The sequence below is a fragment of the Micromonospora yongxingensis genome (genome assembly GCF_052601155.1).
In genome coordinates this window covers 19,974-40,337 of sequence record NZ_JBQXEO010000039.1, presented here as the reverse complement: position 1 = coordinate 40,337, position 20,364 = coordinate 19,974, and the positions used below count along the sequence as shown (strand labels likewise).

The 20,364-nt window shown below is 72.3% G+C and carries 22 protein-coding genes; 14 read left to right on the top strand and 8 right to left on the bottom strand.

Annotated features, from left to right (window positions below; translation table 11 throughout):
- Positions 1-175: 175 nt before the first annotated feature.
- From ACTWLT_RS30305 to ACTWLT_RS30295, 3 genes are all read left to right on the top strand, one after another.
- A complete protein-coding gene (locus ACTWLT_RS30305) occupies positions 176-1,210 on the top strand; it encodes a hypothetical protein (RefSeq protein WP_445321293.1) in 1,035 nt (344 codons plus the stop codon).
- A gap of 71 nt (positions 1,211-1,281) precedes the next feature.
- Positions 1,282-2,253, top strand: coding sequence for a pirin family protein (locus ACTWLT_RS30300; protein ID WP_445321292.1), 972 nt, complete (start codon positions 1,282-1,284; stop codon positions 2,251-2,253).
- Between the two features lie 55 nt (positions 2,254-2,308).
- Positions 2,309-2,980: a hypothetical protein gene (locus ACTWLT_RS30295; RefSeq protein WP_445321291.1), complete on the top strand. Its 672-nt coding sequence runs from the start codon at positions 2,309-2,311 to the stop codon at positions 2,978-2,980.
- A gap of 246 nt (positions 2,981-3,226) precedes the next feature.
- On the opposite strand, the gene ACTWLT_RS30290 is transcribed toward ACTWLT_RS30295, so the two are convergent.
- Together ACTWLT_RS30290 and ACTWLT_RS30285 are read right to left on the bottom strand one after the other, a co-directional pair.
- Positions 3,227-3,895: a DUF1345 domain-containing protein gene (locus ACTWLT_RS30290; protein ID WP_445321290.1), complete on the bottom strand. Its 669-nt coding sequence runs from the start codon at positions 3,893-3,895 to the stop codon at positions 3,227-3,229.
- A gap of 42 nt (positions 3,896-3,937) precedes the next feature.
- The gene (locus ACTWLT_RS30285) at positions 3,938-4,210 is read right to left on the bottom strand and encodes a DUF2795 domain-containing protein (RefSeq protein ID WP_252414921.1); all 273 of its coding nucleotides are present in this window, start codon (positions 4,208-4,210) and stop codon (positions 3,938-3,940) included.
- Positions 4,211-4,371: 161 nt separating this feature from the next.
- On the opposite strand from ACTWLT_RS30285, the gene ACTWLT_RS30280 reads away from it, so the two are divergent.
- The 5 genes from ACTWLT_RS30280 to ACTWLT_RS30260 all read left to right on the top strand — a co-directional run bounded on the left by ACTWLT_RS30280 (position 4,372) and on the right by ACTWLT_RS30260 (position 7,800).
- On the top strand, positions 4,372-4,782 hold the full coding sequence (locus tag ACTWLT_RS30280; protein WP_252414920.1) for a DUF2267 domain-containing protein: 411 nt from the start codon (positions 4,372-4,374) through the stop codon (positions 4,780-4,782).
- Between the two features lie 220 nt (positions 4,783-5,002).
- Positions 5,003-6,025 (top strand): TerC/Alx family metal homeostasis membrane protein, encoded by a 1,023-nt coding sequence (locus ACTWLT_RS30275; RefSeq protein WP_445321289.1) that lies wholly within the window; start codon positions 5,003-5,005, stop codon positions 6,023-6,025.
- Positions 6,026-6,100: 75 nt separating this feature from the next.
- Positions 6,101-6,700 carry a sulfite oxidase-like oxidoreductase gene (locus ACTWLT_RS30270; RefSeq protein WP_445321288.1) on the top strand — a complete coding sequence of 200 codons (600 nt, stop codon included), beginning with the start codon at positions 6,101-6,103 and terminating at the stop codon, positions 6,698-6,700.
- A 7-nt stretch (positions 6,701-6,707) separates the two neighbouring features.
- The gene (locus tag ACTWLT_RS30265; protein ID WP_445321297.1) at positions 6,708-7,472 is read left to right on the top strand and encodes a ferredoxin reductase; all 765 of its coding nucleotides are present in this window, start codon (positions 6,708-6,710) and stop codon (positions 7,470-7,472) included.
- A gap of 34 nt (positions 7,473-7,506) precedes the next feature.
- Complete coding sequence (locus ACTWLT_RS30260; protein ID WP_252414917.1) at positions 7,507-7,800, top strand: DUF6510 family protein; 294 nt, start codon at positions 7,507-7,509, stop codon at positions 7,798-7,800.
- 11 nt (positions 7,801-7,811) lie between these two features.
- Here the strand turns inward: ACTWLT_RS30260 and ACTWLT_RS30255 are convergent, their stop codons facing one another.
- Together ACTWLT_RS30255 and ACTWLT_RS30250 are read right to left on the bottom strand one after the other, a co-directional pair.
- On the bottom strand, positions 7,812-8,456 hold the full coding sequence (locus ACTWLT_RS30255; RefSeq protein ID WP_445321287.1) for a hypothetical protein: 645 nt from the start codon (positions 8,454-8,456) through the stop codon (positions 7,812-7,814).
- A gap of 42 nt (positions 8,457-8,498) precedes the next feature.
- Entirely contained in the window at positions 8,499-9,089 is a 591-nt protein-coding gene (locus ACTWLT_RS30250; protein ID WP_445321286.1) for a carboxymuconolactone decarboxylase family protein, read from the bottom strand.
- Between the two features lie 220 nt (positions 9,090-9,309).
- Between ACTWLT_RS30250 and ACTWLT_RS30245 the strand changes: the two genes are divergently transcribed.
- A complete protein-coding gene (locus ACTWLT_RS30245; protein WP_445321296.1) occupies positions 9,310-10,032 on the top strand; it encodes a VOC family protein in 723 nt (240 codons plus the stop codon).
- A 76-nt stretch (positions 10,033-10,108) separates the two neighbouring features.
- Positions 10,109-10,744: a LysE family translocator gene (locus ACTWLT_RS30240; RefSeq protein ID WP_445321285.1), complete on the top strand. Its 636-nt coding sequence runs from the start codon at positions 10,109-10,111 to the stop codon at positions 10,742-10,744.
- 135 nt (positions 10,745-10,879) lie between these two features.
- On the opposite strand, the gene ACTWLT_RS30235 is transcribed toward ACTWLT_RS30240, so the two are convergent.
- Positions 10,880-11,440 carry a CGNR zinc finger domain-containing protein gene (locus ACTWLT_RS30235; protein ID WP_445321284.1) on the bottom strand — a complete coding sequence of 187 codons (561 nt, stop codon included), beginning with the start codon at positions 11,438-11,440 and terminating at the stop codon, positions 10,880-10,882.
- A gap of 122 nt (positions 11,441-11,562) precedes the next feature.
- On the opposite strand from ACTWLT_RS30235, the gene ACTWLT_RS30230 reads away from it, so the two are divergent.
- Positions 11,563-12,558: a LacI family DNA-binding transcriptional regulator gene (locus tag ACTWLT_RS30230; RefSeq protein WP_445321283.1), complete on the top strand. Its 996-nt coding sequence runs from the start codon at positions 11,563-11,565 to the stop codon at positions 12,556-12,558.
- A gap of 49 nt (positions 12,559-12,607) precedes the next feature.
- Positions 12,608-13,135 (top strand): GNAT family N-acetyltransferase, encoded by a 528-nt coding sequence (locus ACTWLT_RS30225; RefSeq protein WP_445321282.1) that lies wholly within the window; start codon positions 12,608-12,610, stop codon positions 13,133-13,135.
- Between the two features lie 65 nt (positions 13,136-13,200).
- On the opposite strand, the gene ACTWLT_RS30220 is transcribed toward ACTWLT_RS30225, so the two are convergent.
- The gene (locus ACTWLT_RS30220) at positions 13,201-14,649 is read right to left on the bottom strand and encodes a M20/M25/M40 family metallo-hydrolase (RefSeq protein ID WP_445321281.1); all 1,449 of its coding nucleotides are present in this window, start codon (positions 14,647-14,649) and stop codon (positions 13,201-13,203) included.
- 118 nt (positions 14,650-14,767) lie between these two features.
- Between ACTWLT_RS30220 and ACTWLT_RS30215 the strand changes: the two genes are divergently transcribed.
- Positions 14,768-16,924: an amylo-alpha-1,6-glucosidase gene (locus ACTWLT_RS30215; protein WP_445321280.1), complete on the top strand. Its 2,157-nt coding sequence runs from the start codon at positions 14,768-14,770 to the stop codon at positions 16,922-16,924.
- 51 nt (positions 16,925-16,975) lie between these two features.
- Positions 16,976-18,277 (top strand): NAD(P)/FAD-dependent oxidoreductase, encoded by a 1,302-nt coding sequence (locus ACTWLT_RS30210; RefSeq protein ID WP_445321279.1) that lies wholly within the window; start codon positions 16,976-16,978, stop codon positions 18,275-18,277.
- 18 nt (positions 18,278-18,295) lie between these two features.
- Here ACTWLT_RS30210 and ACTWLT_RS30205 read toward each other — a convergent pair whose 3' ends face one another.
- Positions 18,296-19,393 (bottom strand): AI-2E family transporter, encoded by a 1,098-nt coding sequence (locus ACTWLT_RS30205; RefSeq protein WP_445321278.1) that lies wholly within the window; start codon positions 19,391-19,393, stop codon positions 18,296-18,298.
- 82 nt (positions 19,394-19,475) lie between these two features.
- Positions 19,476-20,261 (bottom strand): spermidine synthase, encoded by a 786-nt coding sequence (locus ACTWLT_RS30200; protein ID WP_445321277.1) that lies wholly within the window; start codon positions 20,259-20,261, stop codon positions 19,476-19,478.
- Between the last annotated feature and the right edge of the window lie 103 nt (positions 20,262-20,364).

Sequence of the window (20,364 nt, the reverse complement as noted above, 5' to 3'; positions counted from 1 at the left end):
GCACAGAGCAACCTGACCGCTGGCCGGCACCCGACAGGGGTGCCGGCCAGCGGCGTCCGCATCACCACCGTGAATCTCCGGAGGCAACGGAGGGGAGTGGCGTGATCGGCGCGGAGTGATCCGATCCGGGGGTGGGTACGTACCTCCCGGCGGGGACCGGCGGAGGGACGAAGGCATGGCGGCAGTGGGGCACGGCACGGATCGCCGACCGGAGCCGGAGCCGCCGACGGCTGGCGAGGCGACGCCCCACCGCTGGTCGAGCGGGGCTCGGATCCTGCTGGCCGCCGCAGTCGTCGTGCTGATCCTCGGTGCCGCCGCGGTGGCCGTGATCGTCGCCGACCCGCATCGCCTCGGCATGGCCTCCTCCGGCGCCCCCGACGGCACCGGACCAGACGGCGTTGGTCCCGATGGTGTCCGACCGGACGGCACTGGACCCGATGGCGCCGGGCCCGACGACGCCCAACCTGACAGCCGCCAACCCGACGACGGCCGGCCTGGCGCCGACCGGTCCGATGGTGCCGGAAGGTCGGCCGGTGCGGCCGAACCCACCGGGCGCGGAGGCGTCGCGCCGGGCGGTGACGGCGCTGCGGCGGCCGGGCAGACGATGACCGCGCCGCTCGCGGGCCGGCGGCAGGCCACCTTCGTGCTCGTCGACGGGCTGTCCTCGTTCGATCTGCGGGTGGCGGATCTGGGTGACGACCTCTACCGGATCAGCAGCCCGGCGGGCTCGGGTGTGGCGCCGCGACCGGCGGTGCTGGGCGAGCGCGTCCAGCTCGGCGTGGTGGCGACCGGTGCGTCCGGGGAGCGGGCCGTGCGGGTGCACCTCAACGAACGGGTCGACTGGCGCCTCCAGTTGTCCGGCGGGGTGAGCAGCCAGGTGCTCGACCTGACCCGCGCTCGGCTGCTGGGCGTGGAGCTTGGCGGTGGGTCGTCCCGTACCGAACTCCTCCTGCCAACCCCGAACGGCACCACGACGGTGCGCCTGACCGCCGGAACGAGCCAACTCGACGTCCGGGTGCCCGGCGAGCCGCCGGTACGGGTGCGCGTGGGAACTGGCGCGGGCTCGGTCGTGGTGCGTGACGAGCGGTGGGCCGGCGTCGCCGCCGGGGCGCTGCTGAGTACGCCGGGATGGGACCGGTCGGCGGACAGGCTCTACCTCGACCTGGTGGCGGGAGCCAGCAGCGTGACGGTGGCCTCCAGCACCCGGTGACGCCCGGGAGGGCGTTAGCCGCAGGTGGGAAGGGTCGCAGGCGCGGGTGGGCGCGAGCGTACAGTCGGGCGGTGGAGCGTACTGAATCAATGCCGGCGGAGACCCGACCGCCCGGTGTGGCCGCCGTCGATCCCGGCAGTGTGCTGCTGCCCGGCCACGACGTGCCGCTGGGCCGGTACACGACCGTGCGGCGGCTGCTGCCGCAGCGCCCGCGCCGGATGGTCGGCGCCTGGTGCTTCGTGGACCATTTCGGGCCGGACGACGTGGCGGAGCGGCCCGGCATGGAGGTGCCGCCGCACCCGCACACCGGGCTGCAGACGGTGACGTGGCTGTTGGACGGCGAGATCCTGCACCGGGACAGCCTCGGCAACGTCCAGCCGATCCGGCCCGGTCAGCTGAACGTGATGACCTCCGGGCACGGGATCTCCCACTCGGAGCGGTCGCCGGACAGGCATCCGCCGGTGATGCACGGCGTGCAGCTCTGGGTGGCGTTGCCGGACCCGGCGCGGGCCGGCGCGGCGGACTTCGCCCACCACGCCGACCTGCCGCGGTGGCGTGACGGCGAGCTGGACGTGACGCTGCTCGTCGGCGAGTTCGCGGGGGAGCGGTCGCCGGCGGTGGTGCACACGCCGCTGGTCGGTGTGCAGTTGGAGTTGCGTGGGTCGGCGCCGACCACGCTGCCGCTGCGGCCCGACTTCGAGTACGCGCTGCTGGCGATGAACGGCTCTGCCGAGGCCGGCGGGGTCGGGTTCGAGCCGGGGGCGCTGCTCTACCTGGGCTCGGGTCGTCGCGAGCTGACCGTGCGGGGCGGTGCCGGGGCTCGGTTGCTGCTGCTGGGCGGGACGCCGTTCGAGGAGCCGCTGGTGATGTGGTGGAACTTCGTCGGTCGCTCCCACGAGGAGGTCGCGGCGGCGCGGGAGGACTGGATGGCCGGGCGCCGCTTCGGTGTGGTCGCCGACGATCCGGCTCCGCCGTTGCCGGCGCCCGCCCTGCCCACCACCCGGCTCAAGGCCCGCGACCGCACGGGCGGCCTGCACGGCTGACGCTACGTGCCATGCCGACGGCGTGTGACTGACGGTGGCGCGGGTAGTCGCCGGCATGCCGACCAGTCTGATCACTCCGATGGAGGACCGGAAGCGCCTGGCCCGCCGGCTTGCCGGCAGTGGACGGGGCTTCGCCGAGCAGTACGGCTTCCGGGTCATCAACAACCCGGCGAGCCTGTTCCAGGTGCTCTACCTGTCGGTGCTGCTGGCCCGACGAGGTGACTTCCGCCGGGCGTTGGACGGCGCGGGGGCGTTGCGGGACGCGGGCTGGGACAGCGCGGCCCGGCTGGCCCGTTCCCTGCATCAGGACCGGGTGCGGGTGCTGCGTGACAGCGGCCAGCGCGGCGACGTGGACGCGTTGGCGGACGCGCTGGGCGATCTGGCCCGCACGGTCGTCGAGCGGTACCGGGGTGACCTGCGGCGGTTGCGCGCGCTGGCGCATCACGACCCGGCCCGGGAGCGGGCGCTGCTCGCCGAGCTGCCGGGGGTCGACGATCAGGTGGTCGACCTGTTCCTGCGCGAGGCGCAGGCGTTGTGGCGGGAGGTGGCGCCGGTGGCCGACCGGAGGGCGTTGGCCGCGGCCCGCCGGCTCGGTCTGGGACGGTCGGCCGACGACCTGGCCGGGTTGGCCGGCAGCGGGGAGTCGGAGCGGCTGGCCTGGCTGGTGGGGGCGCTCGCGCGGGTCGACCTGGAGAAGCGGTACGCGGAGCTGACCGGCCGACCATGACGTGCCCTGGCCCACAGTTGGCCAAAATCTAACCGTACGGGGGATGTTCTGTCGTATGGTTGTACCCGGCAGTGACAGCCGCTCGGTTCGGGCGGCCTCCACCGCCTGGTGATCGCGCCCGGTTCGGACGTGACTCACCGCCTGGGCAGGTTTGCGTGGCGCCCCCGGTCGCGGTTCGTGACCCCGGGGCGCCCGCCTGTCCCGGCGACCAGCCCGCCGCCCGTGCCGCGGGGTCAGGTCGGGCGCTCAGCGGGCCAGACCGGCCAGCAGGTTCACCGTCACGGCGATGATGAACGCGCCGAAGAGGTACGAGATCATCGAATGCCGCAGGACGGTGCTGCGCATCTCGTTGCTGGTCAGGTTGGTGTCCGAGACCTGGAAGGTCGTCCCGATCGTGAACGCCACGTACGCGAAGTCGGTGTAGCGGGGCGGCTCCGGCTGGTTGAAGTTGATCCCGCCGTCCGGGCCCGTGTAGTAGATGCGGGCGTATCGGGCGGCGAACACGGTGTGCACCACCAGCCAGGACAGCAGCACACTGAACACGCCCAACGCGCCGTCCAGCTCCCGGGCCATTCCGGGCGGCGCGGCGCGCGCGGTGGCCAGCACCAGCCCCACCGCCAGCAGGCTGGCCAGGCAGGCGATCAGCAGCACCACGTCACGGATGGCCCGGTTGGAGTCCTCGTACGAGGCGACCCGGGAGGTCCGCGTGGCGTCCAACGGCCAGAGTTTGCGCCACACCAGCCCCAGCCAGCTCAGGGCGGCCGCGTCCCAACCGACCAGCGGGGCGAGCTGAGGCGACAGCGTCGCGGCGAACACACTGCCGGCGACGACGCCGACCACTCCCACCAGAGCGAGCTGGAACGCGGCGGGAGTGTGCCCGTACGGCGGGCGCGACAGAGGGCCGGTTCTGGTCATCCGCGCCGCCCGACCGTGGGAGCCGAGGCCGCCACCGCCGGGTCAGATGCCGCGGAGGTGCTGCGAGACCCGGTTGTGCTTGGTGTCCCGGGCCTGCGCCGCCCGCTGCGACGGGCCGACCTCGGGGGCCGCCTCGATGCCGGCGGAGCGGGCCACCTCGGTGCCGTTGGCGTAGTCCACCGGCGGAAGTGCGCGCAACGCCTTCAGGACGTCCGGCGGTGCGCCTTCCCGCTCGGCCTCACGGACCACGTCGTCCTTCTCGGCCGGGTAGTCCAGGCTCGACAGGTACTGCAGGACCTCGGTGTAGCTCGCCATGGCAGGAGCTCCCTCGGGGCATCGATGTGGTCACGACCGGCGGCGGTTACCCGCCCGCCGCCGGGTCACGCCCGGACCGGGGGTGGAATCGCTGCCGTTTCCACCCCGCCGCCGCGGGTACCCGCAGGCGCCGACGCGAGCCCGGCCGGAGGGGAGTACGGATGAACTACGACACCTTCATCGACCAGGTTTCCCAGCGGACCAGGGCGCCGTCCGAGCAGGCCGTCGAGCTGACCCGGGCCGTGCTGGAGACACTCGCCGAGCGGCTGACCGGTGGCGAGGTGCTGGACCTGGCCGTCCAACTACCCCAGCCGTTGCAGTTGGTGCTGAAACCGAGCCCGAGCGTCGAGCAGGCGGAACGGATCGGGGCGGCCGAGTTCGTCGCCCGGGTCGCGTTGCGCGCCCGTGTGGACGAGCCAGCGGCACGCGAGGCCGTCCGGGCGGTCTTCACGACCCTGCGCGAGGCGATCACCGGCGGGGAGTTCGACGACGTGGCCACCCAGCTGCCCCGCGACTACCGGGCGCTGGTCGAGCAGTCGATGGCGCCGGGCGCGACGCTGCGCCGCGGCTGACGGCGGCACCCTCGTCCGGGAGTGCACAGCGGTTGGTCAGGGCAACCATCGATGTCCGGTTTGGCGTGGCGATTGAGCCTGGCCTAACCTTGTCGTGCGAGGGGAGTACTTCCCACGAACCATTCCGGTCAGTACGGCGCGCCCGGCGCGCCTCGGGTGGTTGTCCACCTTTGGTGGGTGAAGGAGACCTCGAACATGACACGGTGTTCGAGGAGGCCCCATGACCGAGGTGTCGTACCTGTCTGCCGCCGGTGAGCTGTCGACGGTGGGCACCCCCACGTTGTGGGTGGTGACCATCGCCGGCGTGTTGCTGCTGCTGGTGCTCGACTTCCTGGTGACCCGCCGCCCGCACGAGGTGTCCATGCGGGAGGCGATCGGCTGGTCGGCGTTCTACATCGCCCTGCCGCTGGCGTTCGGCGGCTGGCTCTGGGCCCGCTACGGCTCCGAGTTGGGCGTGCAGTACCTCACCGGCTACCTGGTGGAGAAGTCGCTCTCCGTCGACAACCTCTTCGTCTTCATGCTGCTGCTGGCCGCGTTCGCGGTGCCGGCGGTGCTCGCCCAGCGGGTGCTGCTCTACGGCATCGCCGGCGCGCTGGTCCTGCGGGCGGTCTTCATCGCCCTCGGTGCGGCCGCGTTGCAGACCCTGGACTTCGCCTTCCTGCTCTTCGCGATCATCCTCATCGCCACCGCGGTGAAGCTCCTCCGCGATGCCCTCTCCGGGCACCAGCAGGAGGTCGACATCAGCAAGATGCGCTCGGTGAAGGTGCTGCGCAGATTCATGCCGGTGGTCGACGAGTACCACGGCACCCGGATGACCGTCCGGCAGGGCGCCAAGCGGGCGCTGACCCCGTTCGCCCTGGTGGTCGTCGCGGTGCTGGCCACCGACGTGGTCTTCGCGGTCGACTCGGTGCCGGCGGTCTACGGCATCACCGAGGACCCGTACCTGGTCTTCGCCACCAACGCGTTCGCCCTGCTCGGCCTGCGTGCGCTCTACTTCGTCCTGCACGCGGCGCTGAGCCGGCTGGTGCACCTCAGCTACGGCCTGGCGATCATCCTGGCGTTCATCGGCCTCAAGCTGGGCCTGCACTGGGCGCACGGGATCTGGGAGAGCGTTCCGCAGATTCCCACCCTGGCCTCGCTCGGGGTGATCATCGGTGTGCTGGTGGTGGTCACGCTGACCAGCCTGCGCGCCACTCGTGGCGGTCAGCCCGAGGAGCGCGAGGTGGTCGCGGAGCGGCGCTGACCGCGCCGCGCCGGGGCGACGAGGGGGTACGCGGGAAACCACCCGCCCCCGCTCGCGCGGTGGTACGACTGTGCAATGGGAATCGTGTCACCGGGCTTTCAGGGTCGGCCCCGAACGCAGGAGCCGGCCCTGCCGCCCGGGCAGTACCTGACCGAGGATTTCCCGGTGCTCTCCGCCGGCCCGACGCCCCGGGTTTCGCTGGACACCTGGGAGTTCGTCATCGCGGCGGAGAACGGCGCCGAGCACCGGTGGTCGTGGCAGGAGCTGATGGCGCTGCCGCAGGAGACGCCGATGGTCGACATCCACTGCGTCACCCACTGGTCCAAGCTCGGCACCAACTGGAAGGGCGTCTCGTTGGACGTCCTGCTCGACGGTGTGGACACCGGGGCGCACTTCGCGCTCGCGCACTCCTACGGCGGGTACACCACCAACCTGCCCCTGGACGACCTGCGCGGTGGCCGGGCCTGGGTGGCGCACACCTTCGACGGCGCGCCGCTGGCGCCCGAACACGGCGGGCCGGCGCGGCTGCTGGTGCCGCACCTGTACTTCTGGAAGTCCGCCAAGTGGGTGCGCGGCATCCGGCTCAAGACGATGGACGAGCCGGGGTTCTGGGAGACCGCCGGCTATCACGACTACGGCGACCCGTGGCGCGAACAGCGGTACCAGGGTGACTGAGCGCGCGGTGGCGACCGGCACCCCGGCGCGCGCCCCGATCCGCTGGCAGGTGGGCCGGCTCGTGGAGCGCCGGGTCGAGACGCCGAGCGCCCAGACCCTGGTGCTGGAGGTCCCCGACTGGCCGGGCCACCTGCCCGGGCAGCACGTCGACGTGCGGCTGACCGCACCGGACGGCTATCAGGCGGCACGGTCGTACTCGATCGCCGGGCCGGTGGTGGACGGCCCCGGCGGCCCGCGTATCGAGGTGACCGTGCAGCGGGTGCACAACGGCGAGGTGTCGCCGTACCTCATCGACGTCTTCGGCCACGGCGACCCGGTGGAGGTGCGCGGGCCGCTCGGTGGCTGGTTCATCTGGCGACCGGAGGAGACCGCGCCGGTGCAGTTGCTCGCCGGCGGTTCCGGCATCGTGCCGCTGATGGCGATGATCCGGGCACGGCGGGCGACCGGCAGCAAGGTGCCGTTCCGGCTGCTCTACTCGGTGCGGACACCGAACGACGTGATCTACGCCGACGAGCTGCGCCGCCGGACCCGCGACGACTTCGGGCTCGACGTGGCGTACGTGTACACCCGCGAGGCGCCCGACGGGTGGCGCGGTGAGCCGCACCGGATGGGGCTGGCCGACGTGAACACCCACGGTTGGCCGCCGGACCTGGAACCCCTCACCTACGTCTGTGGCCCGACGGGGTTCGTGGAGGCCGTGGCCGACCTGCTGGTGGGGCTGGGCCACCCGTCGCGACGGGTCAAGACCGAACGCTTCGGCCCCACCGGCTGACCGCCCCGCTCGCCCGTAACGTCGAGGAGACCCGATGACCGAGATGTCCTACCTGGACGGCAACATGCTCGACGGCCCGCTGCGCGAGCTGTTCGCCGTCGATCTGAGCACCGCGACGGGGCGCTGCGAGAACTGCGGGATGACCGGCTCGATGGCCAGCCTGCGCGTCTTCTCGCACGCCCCGGGCCTGATCGCGCGCTGCCCGTCCTGCGAGGAGGTGATGCTGCGCCTGGTCCGGGGCCCCGACCGGGCCTGGCTGGACATGCGCGGCACCACCTTCCTCCAGGTCCCGATGCCGATGGAGCAGCCGTACCCCAGCCCGCTCTGACGCGGGCCTCCTCAGACCCGGAGGAGGTCGTAGGCTCTCGCGAGATCATCCGACCAGGCCGAGGTGGGGTCCCGCTCGAACGCGCGGTAGAGCCGCTCGCGGGTCGTGTCGCGGCGTAACCAGTCGCCAAGAGCGCTCGGCCTCTGGGCCGTGAAGTTGAGTCGGTTCACCGTCTCGGCGAGGTGACGGTCCTCCGACGGGGTGAGCGTGACGTCCCAGGTGTGCAGGAACCGGTCGATGCTCTCGCCGGTGAGAAGGGCCGCGTCGAGGAAGCTCACCGCGTCGGGGAACGACTCGAGCCGGCACGGGTGCCCTGCCAGCACCGATCGCCACACCGCGTCGAGGTATCCGTCGACGGCGTCCTGCTCGACCTCCGGCCAGGTGCGCCACTCCTGGTGGGAGAGCTTGCCGAAGACGATGGACGGCTCGAGCTCCCCCGACACGAGCAGACGCTCCAGCAGCACCGGCAGCAGACTCTTCACGTCGTCGCGGCTGCCGACGGTATTGCCGAGGCTGATGGTCAGTCCGGACAGGTCGTGATCGTCGACGACCACCGAGCCCCGGCAGTGCGGGCAGCCCTCCAGAACCCCCCGCCGCGGGTACGGGGCGAACGCGTCCTGAACGCGCGTCAGCGCGGCCACCAACTCGTCGTCCACCGGTTGATCCTCGCATCCGCAACGGACCACCGGCCGGCAGCGTCATGCCCGTGACGCGGCGCCGTTCGGCTGTGCCAGGGGTGCCAGGCCGCACGAGGCGGCGAAACCCTCGGCCTCGACGCCGAGCGCGACGTTCGTACGCGCGGACTGGTTCGCCACCGCGATCCAGGCGGTGAGTTCGACCAACGCCGGCGCCCCGAGCTGCTTCAGCAGCCGAGCGGAGAGTTCGTCGGTGACGGTCGGTGGGGTCTGCGACATCGCCTCGGCGTACTCCAGGACGTCGCGCTCCCGTGACGTGAAGACGTCGGACTCCCGCCAGCGCGGCACCTCGCGGGCCTTGGTCACGTCGAGCCCTTCGTTGTGCGCCATGAAGTACCCCAGGTCGAGACAGAACGAGCAGCCGACCAGGGACGCCACCGCCATGTGGGCGTAGGACTTCAGGTCCTTGTCGCACTCGTTCCACTTCGCGGCCTTCTGGTTGAGGCCGAAGCCGAACTTGAGCACCTGGCGGTGGTGCCACATCACGCCGAGCGCCTCCGGCACCTCGCCGAACTTCTTCCTGCTGAATCGCTTGAGGACGGCGCCGTAGAGGCCGGTGATCTCGGCTTGGGGAATCCGGGCGTTGCTGGTCATGTCTCCTCCTTGTCGGGTGGGTCTCCGCATGAAGACACCGGCCGGGGTGGAGCTGTGACAGCACGGGAGAGGTCAGTCCGGTGGTGGTGTCGGGATGATGGGCCGGGGCGCCGAATACTCGGGTGCGGACGTCCAGGCTCACCCGTAGGCTCGCGATCCCAGGGCTGCCCGCGCGTTCTGTCGACGGTGGTCCGTCAACGGATCGGAGATGAGCAGAGCGATGACCAGCCACCTGTTCGCGGTGTGCTTCGACGCGATCGAGCCTCTTCGCGTCGCGCGGTTCTGGTCCGGGCTCCTGGGCCGGGAGCTGGTCGACGATCCCCGCGAGGGCCTCCTCGTCCTGCCCGACGACGACACCGGGTTCCGACTTCGCTTTCCTCCGACCCGGCAGCCCAAGGTCGGGCAGAACCCCATGCACTTCGATCTGACGAGCGCATCCCTGGAGCACCAGCAGCAGACGGTGGCCAGAGCGCTGGAGCTGGGCGGTCGGCACATCGACATCGGCCAGGGCCCGGAGGAGGGCCACGTGGTGCTCGCCGACCCGGAGGGCAACGAGTTCTGCGTCATCGGTCCGGGCAACAACTTCCTCGCCGGCTGCGGGTTCGTCGGTGCGCTGTCCTGCGACGGTACGCAGAAGGTCGGGTACTTCTGGAGCGAGGCGCTCGGGTGGCCGCTGGTCTGGGACCAGGACCAGGAGACCGCCATCCAGTCACCGGCCGGCGGTCCGAAGATCACCTGGGGTGGTCCGCCGTTGATGCCGAAGAACGGCAGGGACCGACTGCGTCTCGACCTCGCTCCCGGGGTCGACGGTGATCAGCAGGCGGAGGTCGACCGTCTGCTCGCCCTCGGGGCGACCCGAATCGACGCCGACCACGCTGGCGCCGGCGACGTGCTGCTGGCCGATCCCGACGGCAACGAGTTCCGGGTGCTGACGCCCCGCTAGGGCGGCCAGGGCAACGGCTGGCCCCTAGGTTCTGTCGCGCGGATCTCGCGGCTGCCCACACGATAGGTTGATCACCGTGACAACCCTCAGCGCTCTATCGTCCTTTGTCATCGTGGTGGGACTGCTCACCATGACCCCCGGGATGGACACCGCCCTCATCCTGCGCACCGCAGCCGTCGGAGAGCCCCGCCGCGCCTGGGGAGTCGTTCTCGGCATTCAAACTGGAACCCTCACCTGGGGTGTGCTCACCTCCGCCGGTGTCACCGCGTTGCTCACGGCTTCACACCTGGCCTACGAGGTGCTGCGATGGGCCGGCGCCTGCTATCTGATCTGGATGGGGCTGAGCATGCTGTGGGCCGCGCGCCGTCGTGGACCGGACCAAGCCGCCGACGAACCCGCGGCCGCCGGCAACGACTTCTACCCCGGGTGGCGTCGCGGCGCGCTGACAAATCTACTGAACCCGAAGGTGGGCGTGTTCTACGTCGCGCTCCTGCCACAGTTCGTCCCCTCCGGCGCCTCCCCGCTCGCCTTCGGTGTGCTCCTGGCCGGCGTGCATATCCTCCTGGGTACCGCCTGGTCGGCCGCGCTGGTCGTACTGGCACGTCGGCTGCGCGCGGTGTTGCACCGTCCTGCGGCCCGTAGACTGTTGGACCGCATCACCGGGACTGTGGTCGCCGGCTTCGGAATCCGACTCGCCGTCAGCAGTCACTAGGTTCTGTCTCGCCGATCTATGCACTTGTCCCGCCGGGCAGCGACGGCGCCAGCACAGCCCACTCGTGATTCGTCAGATCGCCTCGTGTGCCACAACGGGTCTAACGAGCGACTTTCATGATCCGCGAGACAGAACCTAGGCCGGCGGGCGACCCGTGCGAACGGCGTACGCCCGCCTCATCTTGATGTAGTTGCCGCAGCCGGCCATCGAGCACCAGCGGCGGGCCTGGTTGCGGGAGGCGTCGTAGTAGGCCCAGCGGCAGGTGTCGCGGGCGCATACCTTGAGGCGCGGCCAGGTGCCGTCCTCACCGCACACGCGGATGGCGTCGACCAGCCCGGCCAGCGCCAGGTTGAGGGGACTGCTCCCGGCGGCGACGAGGCGGCGGTCGCCGTCGGTGAAGCGCAGCGTGACGGGCAGCCCAGCCAGGGCCTGGTTGAGCCCTTCCACGGCGGTGGCGTCGGCCTGGTGGCCGGCGTTGCCGAGCAGCACGGCGCGCAGGCCCTCCCGGACCGTCACGGCCACGTCGAGGTCCGCCGGTCCGAGGCGCGTCTCCGGCGGCAGCAGTTCCCGGTCGGCGAACCAGTCGCGGAGCCGGTCGGGGCTCGTCAGCGTCTCGTCGTCGATCTGCGGTTCGAGGGTGTTCACGAAGTCCCGGACCAGCCGCACGGCGGCCGGCACCGCGCTGTCGTCGTCCACCGACCACCCCCTTCGTTCACACCACCGTAGCGCCTTGACAGGTGTGAAACCGCCTGGGAGGGTCGGAACTACACCAGTGAAACCGGTTCGATGGTGTGATGCTCGCCGGGGGAGGCAATGTCGTGGCTTCCACGCTCAAGGACGTGGCACGACTCGCCGGCGTGTCGGTGAAGACCGTCTCGAACGTGGTCAACGGTTATCCCCACGTGAGCGCCGACGTGCGCCGCCGGGTCGACGCCGCCGTCGCGCAGCTCGGCTACCGGCCGAACGCGTTCGCCCGGACCCTGCGGACCGGACGCACCGGCGTGCTGGCCCTCGTCCTCCCCGGCGCCGATGTGCCCTACCCGGACGACCTCGCCCGTGCGGTCGTCCGCGAGGCCGGGAACCGGGGCTACCGCGTCGTCATCGAACAGGCCCCGCCCGACGACGAGCCAGCGGCGCCGGCGCTGGGCGATGCCCGAGCGATGCCGGTGGACGGCGTGCTGGTCAGCGCGCCCGTCGCGCCGAGCGAGCTGGTCGATGCGCTGACCGCCGCCGGGCGTCCCGTCGTGCTGGTCGGCGGCGAAGCCCGGCACGGCCGCTGCGACCAGGTCACCATCGACCTGGCCCGGGCCGCCGAGGACGCGACCGCACACCTGCTGGGCGCCGGCCGCCGTCGGATCGCGGCGATCGGCGCGTACCCGAGGGAGTCACCGCGCGCGGACGGCTACCACCGCGCGCTGTGCCGGGCCGGGCTGGCCCCCGTCCCCGGTCACCGGCTGCCCGCGTCGCGACACCGCCGGGCCGACGGCTACCGCGCCGCCCGTGCCCTGCTCGCCCAGTCGGACCGTCCGGACGCCATCTTCTGCTACTCCGACGCCCTCGCCATCGGCGCGATGCGCGCCGCCTTCGACGCCGGGCTGCGTGTCCCCGGCGACGTCGCCGTCATCGGCATCGGCGACATCGAGGAGGGGCGCTACTCCCGGCCCACCCTGAGCACCGTCAGCATCGACACCGCGTTTCTCGCCCGGGAGGCGGTCACCCGGGTCGCCACCCGGATCGACCAGCCCGACGCGGCCTTCGCCCGGGTGACCGCGCCGCACACGGTCCTGCCCCGGGAGAGCACCGAGCCGCGCTGATCGCGGCCGGTTGGACAACGCCCGGGTACCTCGGCGAGAGTGTTCCGCCGTGAGATACCTGCGTACCGGTGGCCCCGCCGCGATCCGTCGACCCCGGCCCGCCGACTGCGAGGAGTTCGTCGCCGCCGCGCGGCGCAGCCGGGACCTGCACCACCCGTGGCTGGTCGCGCCGGACAGCCCCGAGGAGTACGACCGCTACCTGCGCCGGATCCGCCGTCGCGACGGCTCCGGCTACCTGATCTGCGACCGGGCCAGCGGTGAGATCGCCGGCTACGTGAACATCAGCGGGATCGTGCTGGGCGCGCTGCGCGGCGGCTACCTGGGGTACGCGGCGTTCCAGCCGTACAGCGGCACCGGGCACGCCTCTGCGGGAGTCGCCCTGGTCATCGACCACGCGTTCGGCGCGCTCGGGCTGCACCGGTTGGAGGCGAACATCCAGCCGGGCAACGAGCCGTCCCGGCGGGTGGCCCGCAAGCTGGGTTTCCGGTTGGAGGGCTTCTCCCCGGACTACCTGTTCATCGACGGCGCCTGGCGGGACCACGAGCGGTGGGCGATCACCGCACCGGCGGCGACCTGATCGGCCGCCGCCGGTGCCACGGCGTTACCGCCGGGAGGTGGCCAGGAACCGGTGCGGGGCGCCGCTCAACTGCCCGGCCGGGGGAACGCGACCGGGCTGCGGAGGCCGTCACGGCCAACCGCGCGGATGCCGAAGAAGACGTTGTCCTTGGACAGGTCGATGCTGACCTCGGTGACGTCGCCGACCGGGATCACCCGCTGCCACTCGGCAGCCGTGGTCTCCCGCCACAGCACCTCGTAGCCGGCCAGGTCCGGCTCGTCGCCGCGCTGCCAGCGCAGCGTCGTGTTGTTGGTCAGGTCGGTCGTCACGATGATGGCGCGCTTGGGCGTGCCGGGCGCCTGGGCCAGCGACCAGAGTGTCGCGCCGTTGACCCGGGCCACCCGGGCGATGTAGCCGAAGTCGCAGAACTCCGGCAGGTCACCGAACTGCTGCCCGTCCTGCACCCGGACGTCCTGGTGCTGGTGGGCGAAGTCCTCGTTCGGTTCGGTGAACCGCGCCGCCGGCCAGCCCTCGCGGAGGAACGAGATGTGGTCGCTGCCGCGCAGGTAGCGGTCCCGCCGGTAGATCACCCGCACCCGCATCCCGGTGGCGTCGTTCTCGGCCACGTCGCGGACGAACCGGGCGAGCTGCCGCGACGGCGAGTCGTTCTCACCGCCGACGGACTGCCGGGTGCTCGCCTCCGCCGGGGTTTCCGCCGTCGGCACCCCTTCGGCGAACAGCCGCACCGCGTGCGGGTCGCGGGTGCCGTCGTCGGCGGTGCTGCTGCCGACGATGTCGTCGCTGAACATGCCCTGCACGTCCGCGCCGGCCGCCTTGAGCTGCTGGGCCAGGTACGCCGAGCCGTACAGCCCCTGCTCCTCGGCGGCGACCGCGGCGAAGACGACGGTGGCCGCGGTAGGCCGGGTGGCCATCAACCGGGCCAGCTCCATGACCACGGCCACCCCGGAGGCGTCGTCGTCGGCGCCGGGTGAGTCGCTGACCGCGTCCATCACGTCGGTGACCCGGGAGTCGTAGTGGCCGGTCACCACGTAGGTGCGGTTCGGTGAGGTCTGGCCCCGCAGGGTGGCCACCACGTTGGTGATCCGGGTCGCGGTGGGGATCCGCGACGCCGGCTGCTGGATGTACGACTGGAGTTCGACCGTCATCCGGCCGCCCGAGGTGGCGGCGTACTCCTGAAGGCGGGCGAAGATCCAGTCCCGGGCGGCGCCGATGCCCCGCTGCGGGTCGTCCTGGCTGGAGAGGGTGTGCCGGGTGCCGAACGCGGCCAAACGGCGCACGATCGCCTCGATCCGCCGGGGGTCGACCTGGCGCAGCAGGTCGCGCAGCTCGCGGTCGGGCCGCTGGGGGCGGATCGGGCGGCCGGGGCCGGCGGGCGGGGCGTCGGCGGCGGCCGGCGCGGCGAGCGCGGGTACGGCCACGGTGGCGGCGGTCGCCGCGGTGGCGGCGGCAGAGGCGGACAGGAAGGTGCGGCGGGTGGACCTCGTGGGTCGGTCGCCGGTGTCGTCAGATCCCATTCCGGCATCCTCTCCATCGACGGCGGCGCCTGTCTACATCGCCGGACATGGATGTTCCGCGGCTTTCACCCGAACCGGGTGATGACTGGTGGTGCCCGGCGTTCCTACGGTGGGTGGTATGGCTGCCGTGCGCGCGACGCCCGCGAATCCCACGCCCGGAGTGCGGCCGGAGGCGCCGGGGGAGGGCGGTGACCAGCGGGCCATGCCGCCCGAGCTGGGCACCGACTCGCTCGCCGTGCTCAGCGGCCCCACCTTCCTGTACTCCAACTCGCTCGGGGACGTGCCGCCGGGAAGCATCGGCGGTCTCGTGCACCTGGACACCCGCCTGATCAGCGGCTGGACGCTGACCGTCAACGGCGGCGAGCTGCTGGCGCTGCGTGCCGAGACCATCGCCCACTACTCCGCGCAGTACGTCCTCACCAACCCCGACCTGCCCGGGCTGCCACCCAACAGCCTGGGCGTCGAACGGCTGCGCTACGTCGGCGACGGCTTCCACGAGCGGGTGGAGGTGCGATCGTTCCGGACGGAGCCGGTGCGGGTGGAGCTGCGGCTGGCCGTCGACGTCGACTTCGCCGACCTGTTCGAGGTGAAGTCGGTCGTCCGGGACCGGTCCGCGGAGGTCACCCGCAGCCACGCCGCCGACGGGTCCGAGTTGTGCTTCTCCTACGGGAACGGGAACTTCGGGGCGCAGACCCGGGTGTGCTGCCAGCCGCCGGCGGACCGCATCGAGGGCGACGAGCTGATCTGGGATCTGCACCTGCGCCCGCGCGAGGAGTGGCAGGTGGACCTGCACGTGCCGCTGCCGCCGGGAATGGGGGTGGTCGAGCCGGTCCGGGGCGACATCGCCGACGTCATCCACGGCCGGGCCGACGACCCGCTGCGCCGGTGGACCGAGGACCGGGCCGTGCTGCGCAGCGAGAACCAGGCGCTGGAACGCACCGTGCGGCAGTCCCGCGACGACCTGTCGGCGCTGCGGCTGGACCTGGAGGTCAAGGGCCAGCGGATCATGGTGCCCGGGGCGGGGCTGCCCTGGTTCCTCACCGTGTTCGGCCGCGACACCCTGATCACCGCGTACCAGACCCTCGTGGCCGGACCGGCGTTGGCCAGGGGAGCGCTGCTGGCGTTGGCCCGGTTGCAGGGCGACACGTGTGACGACTTCGCCGACGAGGAGCCCGGCAAGATCCTGCACGAGGTGCGCAGCGGCGAGCTGACCCGCAGCGGCCTCAAGCCGTACGGGCCGTACTACGGCACCGCCGACGCCACCCAGCTCTGGCTGATCCTGCTCTCCGAGTACTGGCGGTGGACCGGCGACGACGAGACCGTCCGGCACCTGCGGGACAACGCGCTCGCCGCGCTGAACTGGATCGACGAGTACGGCGACCGGGACGGCGACGGCTACGTCGAGTACGCCACCCGCTCGCCGGAAGGGCTGGGCAACCAGTGCTGGCGGGACTCGCCGGACGGCGTCTGCTTCGCCGACGGCCGCATCCCGGTGCTCCCACTGGCCACGTCCGACCTGCAGGGCTACACGTACGACGCGAAGGTGCGGATGGCCGAGTTGTTCGACGGGCCGTTGGACAATCCCGCGCTGGCGATGCGGCTGCGCGACGAGGCCGGCACCCTGTTCGAGCGGTTCAACCGCGACTTCTGGATCGAGGAGCGGGGCGGTTACTACGCGGTCGCCCTGGACGGCGACAAGAACCGGGTGGACTCGAAGACCTCGAACATGGGACACCTGCTGTGGAGCGGGATCGTCCCCCGGGAGCGGGCCGACGCCGTGGTGCGTCAGCTCATGTCGCCGGACATGTTCTCCGGCTGGGGCATCCGGACCCTGTCCCGGGAGGAGAAGCTCTACAACGCCGTCGGTTACCACCTGGGCACCGTCTGGCCGCACGACAACTCCATCGCCGTGCTCGGCCTGACCCGGTACGGCTACCGGGCCGAGGCGAACCGCATCAGCCTGGCGCTGTTCGAGGCGGCAGAGCAGTTCGGTCACCGGCTACCCGAGGCGCTCAGTGGATTCGCGCGGGAGCGGATGGTGTTCGCCGTGCCGTACCCCACCGCCTGCAGCCCCCAGGCGTGGGCCGCCGGCACCCCGCTGGCCCTGGTCCGCGCGCTGCTGGGGCTCGATCCGCAGCAGGGGCGGTTGGTGCTCGACCCGGACATCCCGGCCGAACTGGGCCGGATCACGGCCGATCGTGTGCGGGCCTTCGGCCAGGAGTGGGGGGTGGAGGCGGTGGGCACCAGCGGGCACGTCCGGCTCCAGCCGAGCTGACAGCGAAGGCGTCCGACGTTTGTCCGGGGCTTCGGCGGGAAACGGGCCGCAATGACGAAACCTCGTGTGGTGATCGTGGGGGCCGGGTTCGCCGGTTACCACGCGGCGAAGACGTTGAGCCGGATCGCCCGGGACCGGGCCGAGATCGTGCTGCTGAACTCCACCGACTACTTCCTGTACCTGCCGCTGCTGCCCGAGGTGGCGGCCGGGGTGATCGAGCCCAGGCGGATCGCGGTGCCGTTGACCGGGACGCTGAAGGGCGTACGAGTGGTCATCGGCGAGGCGGACCACGTCGACCTCCAGAACCGCTGGGTCGGCTTCACCCAGCCGGAGGGGGACAAGAACCGGCTGGCGTACGACCGGCTGGTCCTCGCCGTGGGCAGCGTCAACAAGTTGCTGCCGATCCCCGGGGTGACCGAGTACGCGCACGGCTTCCGTGGCCTGCCCGAGGCGGTCTACCTGCACGACCACGTGGTCCGCCAGATCGAGCTGGCCGAGCAGGCCGAGGACCCGGCCGAGCAGCGGGCCCGGTCCACCTTCGTGGTGGTCGGCGCGGGTTACACCGGCACGGAGGTCGCCGCGCACGGGCAGTTGTTCACCGACGCGCTGCAGGCCCAGCGGCCCCGGCTGACCGTCCGCCCCCGGTGGATGCTGCTCGACGTCGCCGCCCGGGTGCTGCCGGAGCTGGACAAGCGGATGTCGAAGACCGCGCACAAGGTGCTCGACCGGCGTGGGGTGGACGTGCGGATGGGGACCTCGGTTGCCGAGGCGACGGCCGACGGGGTGAAGCTCACCGACGGCGAGTACGTGCCCACCTGCACCCTGGTCTGGTGTGTGGGGGTGCGCCCCGACCCGTTCGTCAACGAGCTGGGCCTTCGCACCGAGAAGGGCCGTCTGGTGGTCGACGAGTTCCTCACCGTCCCCGGCTACCCCGAGGTGTACGCCTGCGGCGACGCCGCCGCCGTGCCCGACCTGACCCGCCCCGGTCAGGTCTGCACGATGACCGCTCAGCACGCCCAACGGCAGGGCAGTCTCGCGGCGCGCAACATCGCCGCGTCGTACGGGCACGGCCGGCGCAAGCCGTACAAGCACCACGACCTGGGCTGGGTGGTCGACCTGGGCGGCAAGGCCGCGGCGGCGAACCCGCTGCACGTGCCACTGGCTGGGCTGCCGGCCAAGGCGGTCACCCGCGCGTACCACCTGTTGGCGATGCCGGGCAACCGGACCCGGGTCGGCGCCGACTGGGCGCTGGACGCCACTCTGACCCGGCCGGCGGTCCAGCTCGGCCTGGTCCCGGCGAACGCGGTCCCGCTGGAGAGCACCTCACCCGAGGTCGCGGCCCGCGCCCGTTGAGGACGCCGAACCGGCCGGTCAGCCCTGCTGGGCGGGCCCGGCCGGTCTGCGTTGGTCGTCGGGAACGGCCGGCGGGGTGGCGCGCAACCGGCTCGGGCCGTACTCGCGCAGCAGGGTCTGGACGATGCCGGCGGCGGGGATGGCCAGCAGCGCACCGAGCAGCCCGGCCAACTCGGCCGCGAGCAGCACGCTGACCAGGACGGTCAGCGGGTTGAGCCGGACCGCGCGGGACAGGATGAGCGGCTGGAGCAGGTGGTTCTCGAACTGCTGGTAGACCACGAAGAAGACCAGCACCACCACGCCGGCGGTGGGGGAGTGGACGAAACCGGCCCCGGCCGCGATCACCGCGCCGAGTGTCGCGCCGACCAGCGGGATCAGGTCGGCCACCGCCACCAGCAGGGCGATCACGGCGGCGAACGGCACCCCGGTGAGGGTGAGCACCACGAAGGTCAAGGCGCCGCAGATCACGCTGATTAGGAGGTTGCCGGTGAGGTAGCCGGTGACACTGCGGGAGACCTCCCGGCCCACCCGGCGCAGCCGCTCGGCCTGCCCGTCCCCGGCGGCCACCAGCACACCACGGGTGATCCGCGGCGCCTCCAACACCATGAGGTACGCCAGCACGATGACCGTGACCAGGCCGGCGATCGTCTCGACGACGCCCCGCAGCACACCGACGGCGGGTTGGCGCAGCCGCTCGCCGAAGTCCCGCACCTGCTCGGAGTGCTCGGAGACGTACTTTCGGGCGCCGGTGCGTTCCAGCAGGTGCCCGAGTGGGCCGCGTCCGGCGCGCGCGTCGCGCAGCAGCTCCGGCGCCCGGTCGGCGAACCGCCCCAGCTCGCCGAGCAGCGGCACCAGGATGACGGCGACGAGGATCGCCAGCGCCACGAACGCGGCGAGGAACACCAGCAGCGTGGCCAGCGCCCGTCGCCGCACGAAGCGGCGTTGCAGCCGGTCCACCAGCGGCTTGAGCGCGACGGCGAAGAAGGCGGCCACCACGGCCCAGACGAGCACGCGGCGGGTCGCGTACACGAACGCCAACGCGAACACGGTCGCCAGCACCAGACCGATCACGGTCAGCGTCCGGCGGGCGGTCAACCGGGTGTCGGCGTCGCTCATCCGCCGCGCCTTCCCCACGCCCACCTCCGGAAACCCGGCCCTGTGCCCGTCGCTCCCGGGTGCCGCCGGGGAGCGTCCGGTGTCAGCGCTGGTCGGCGTCGGTGAGCGGGTGGGCGCCGGCGACGAAGCCGTCGAGTGCGGCGGCGTGCAGCAGGCCGCCGGGCACGGGGTCGCGCAGGGCGGCCACCGCCAGCCGGCCGACCGGGAGCCCACCGGGTCGGTGCGTCGCGGCGAGCACCAGGTTGCCGTAGCGGCGTCCGCGCAGCATCCGCCGGTCGCCGAGCACGCACACGTCAGCGAAGACCGCCCGCAGCGTGGCCACCTGCACCCGGGTGCCGACCAGCGGCGGCAGGTCCGTGACGTTGACCAGGTAGAGCCCGTCGGGGCGCAGGATCCGGGCCACCTCGGCGGCGAACTCGACGGTCCGCACGTGCCGGGGCATCCGGGCCGCCCGGTAGATGTCGGCGACCACCACGTCGTACCGGCCCGCCGGGGTGGCGGTGACGGCGTCGCGGGCGTCGGCCACCTCGACCCGCACGTCGGGCGGCAACGGCGGCAGCTCCCGCGCGACCAGTTCGACCACCGCCGGGTCCCGCTCGACGACGCGCTGCGGGGAGCCGGGCCGGGTGGCGGCCAGCCAGCGGGGCAGCGTCAAGGCCCCACCGCCGAGGTGCAGGACACTCAGCGGGGCACCCGCCAGTGCGGCCAGCTCCACCGCCGAGGCGATCCGCCGGACGTACTCGAAGTGCAGGTGCCGAGGGTCCTCGACGTCCACGTACGACTGCTCGACGCCGCCGGACAGCAGCATCCGCCCGGTGCGACGGACCGGATCGGCGGCCAGCTCCAGCCGGTCGGCGGCACGGTTCATGACCGGCACGCTAGCCGAACCGCCGGCGTACCCCGGCCGTGGCCCGACGGTGCCGCCGGCTCGGCGCAGACCTGCGGGCCGGCGGAGCGGGGAACCCCCGCGT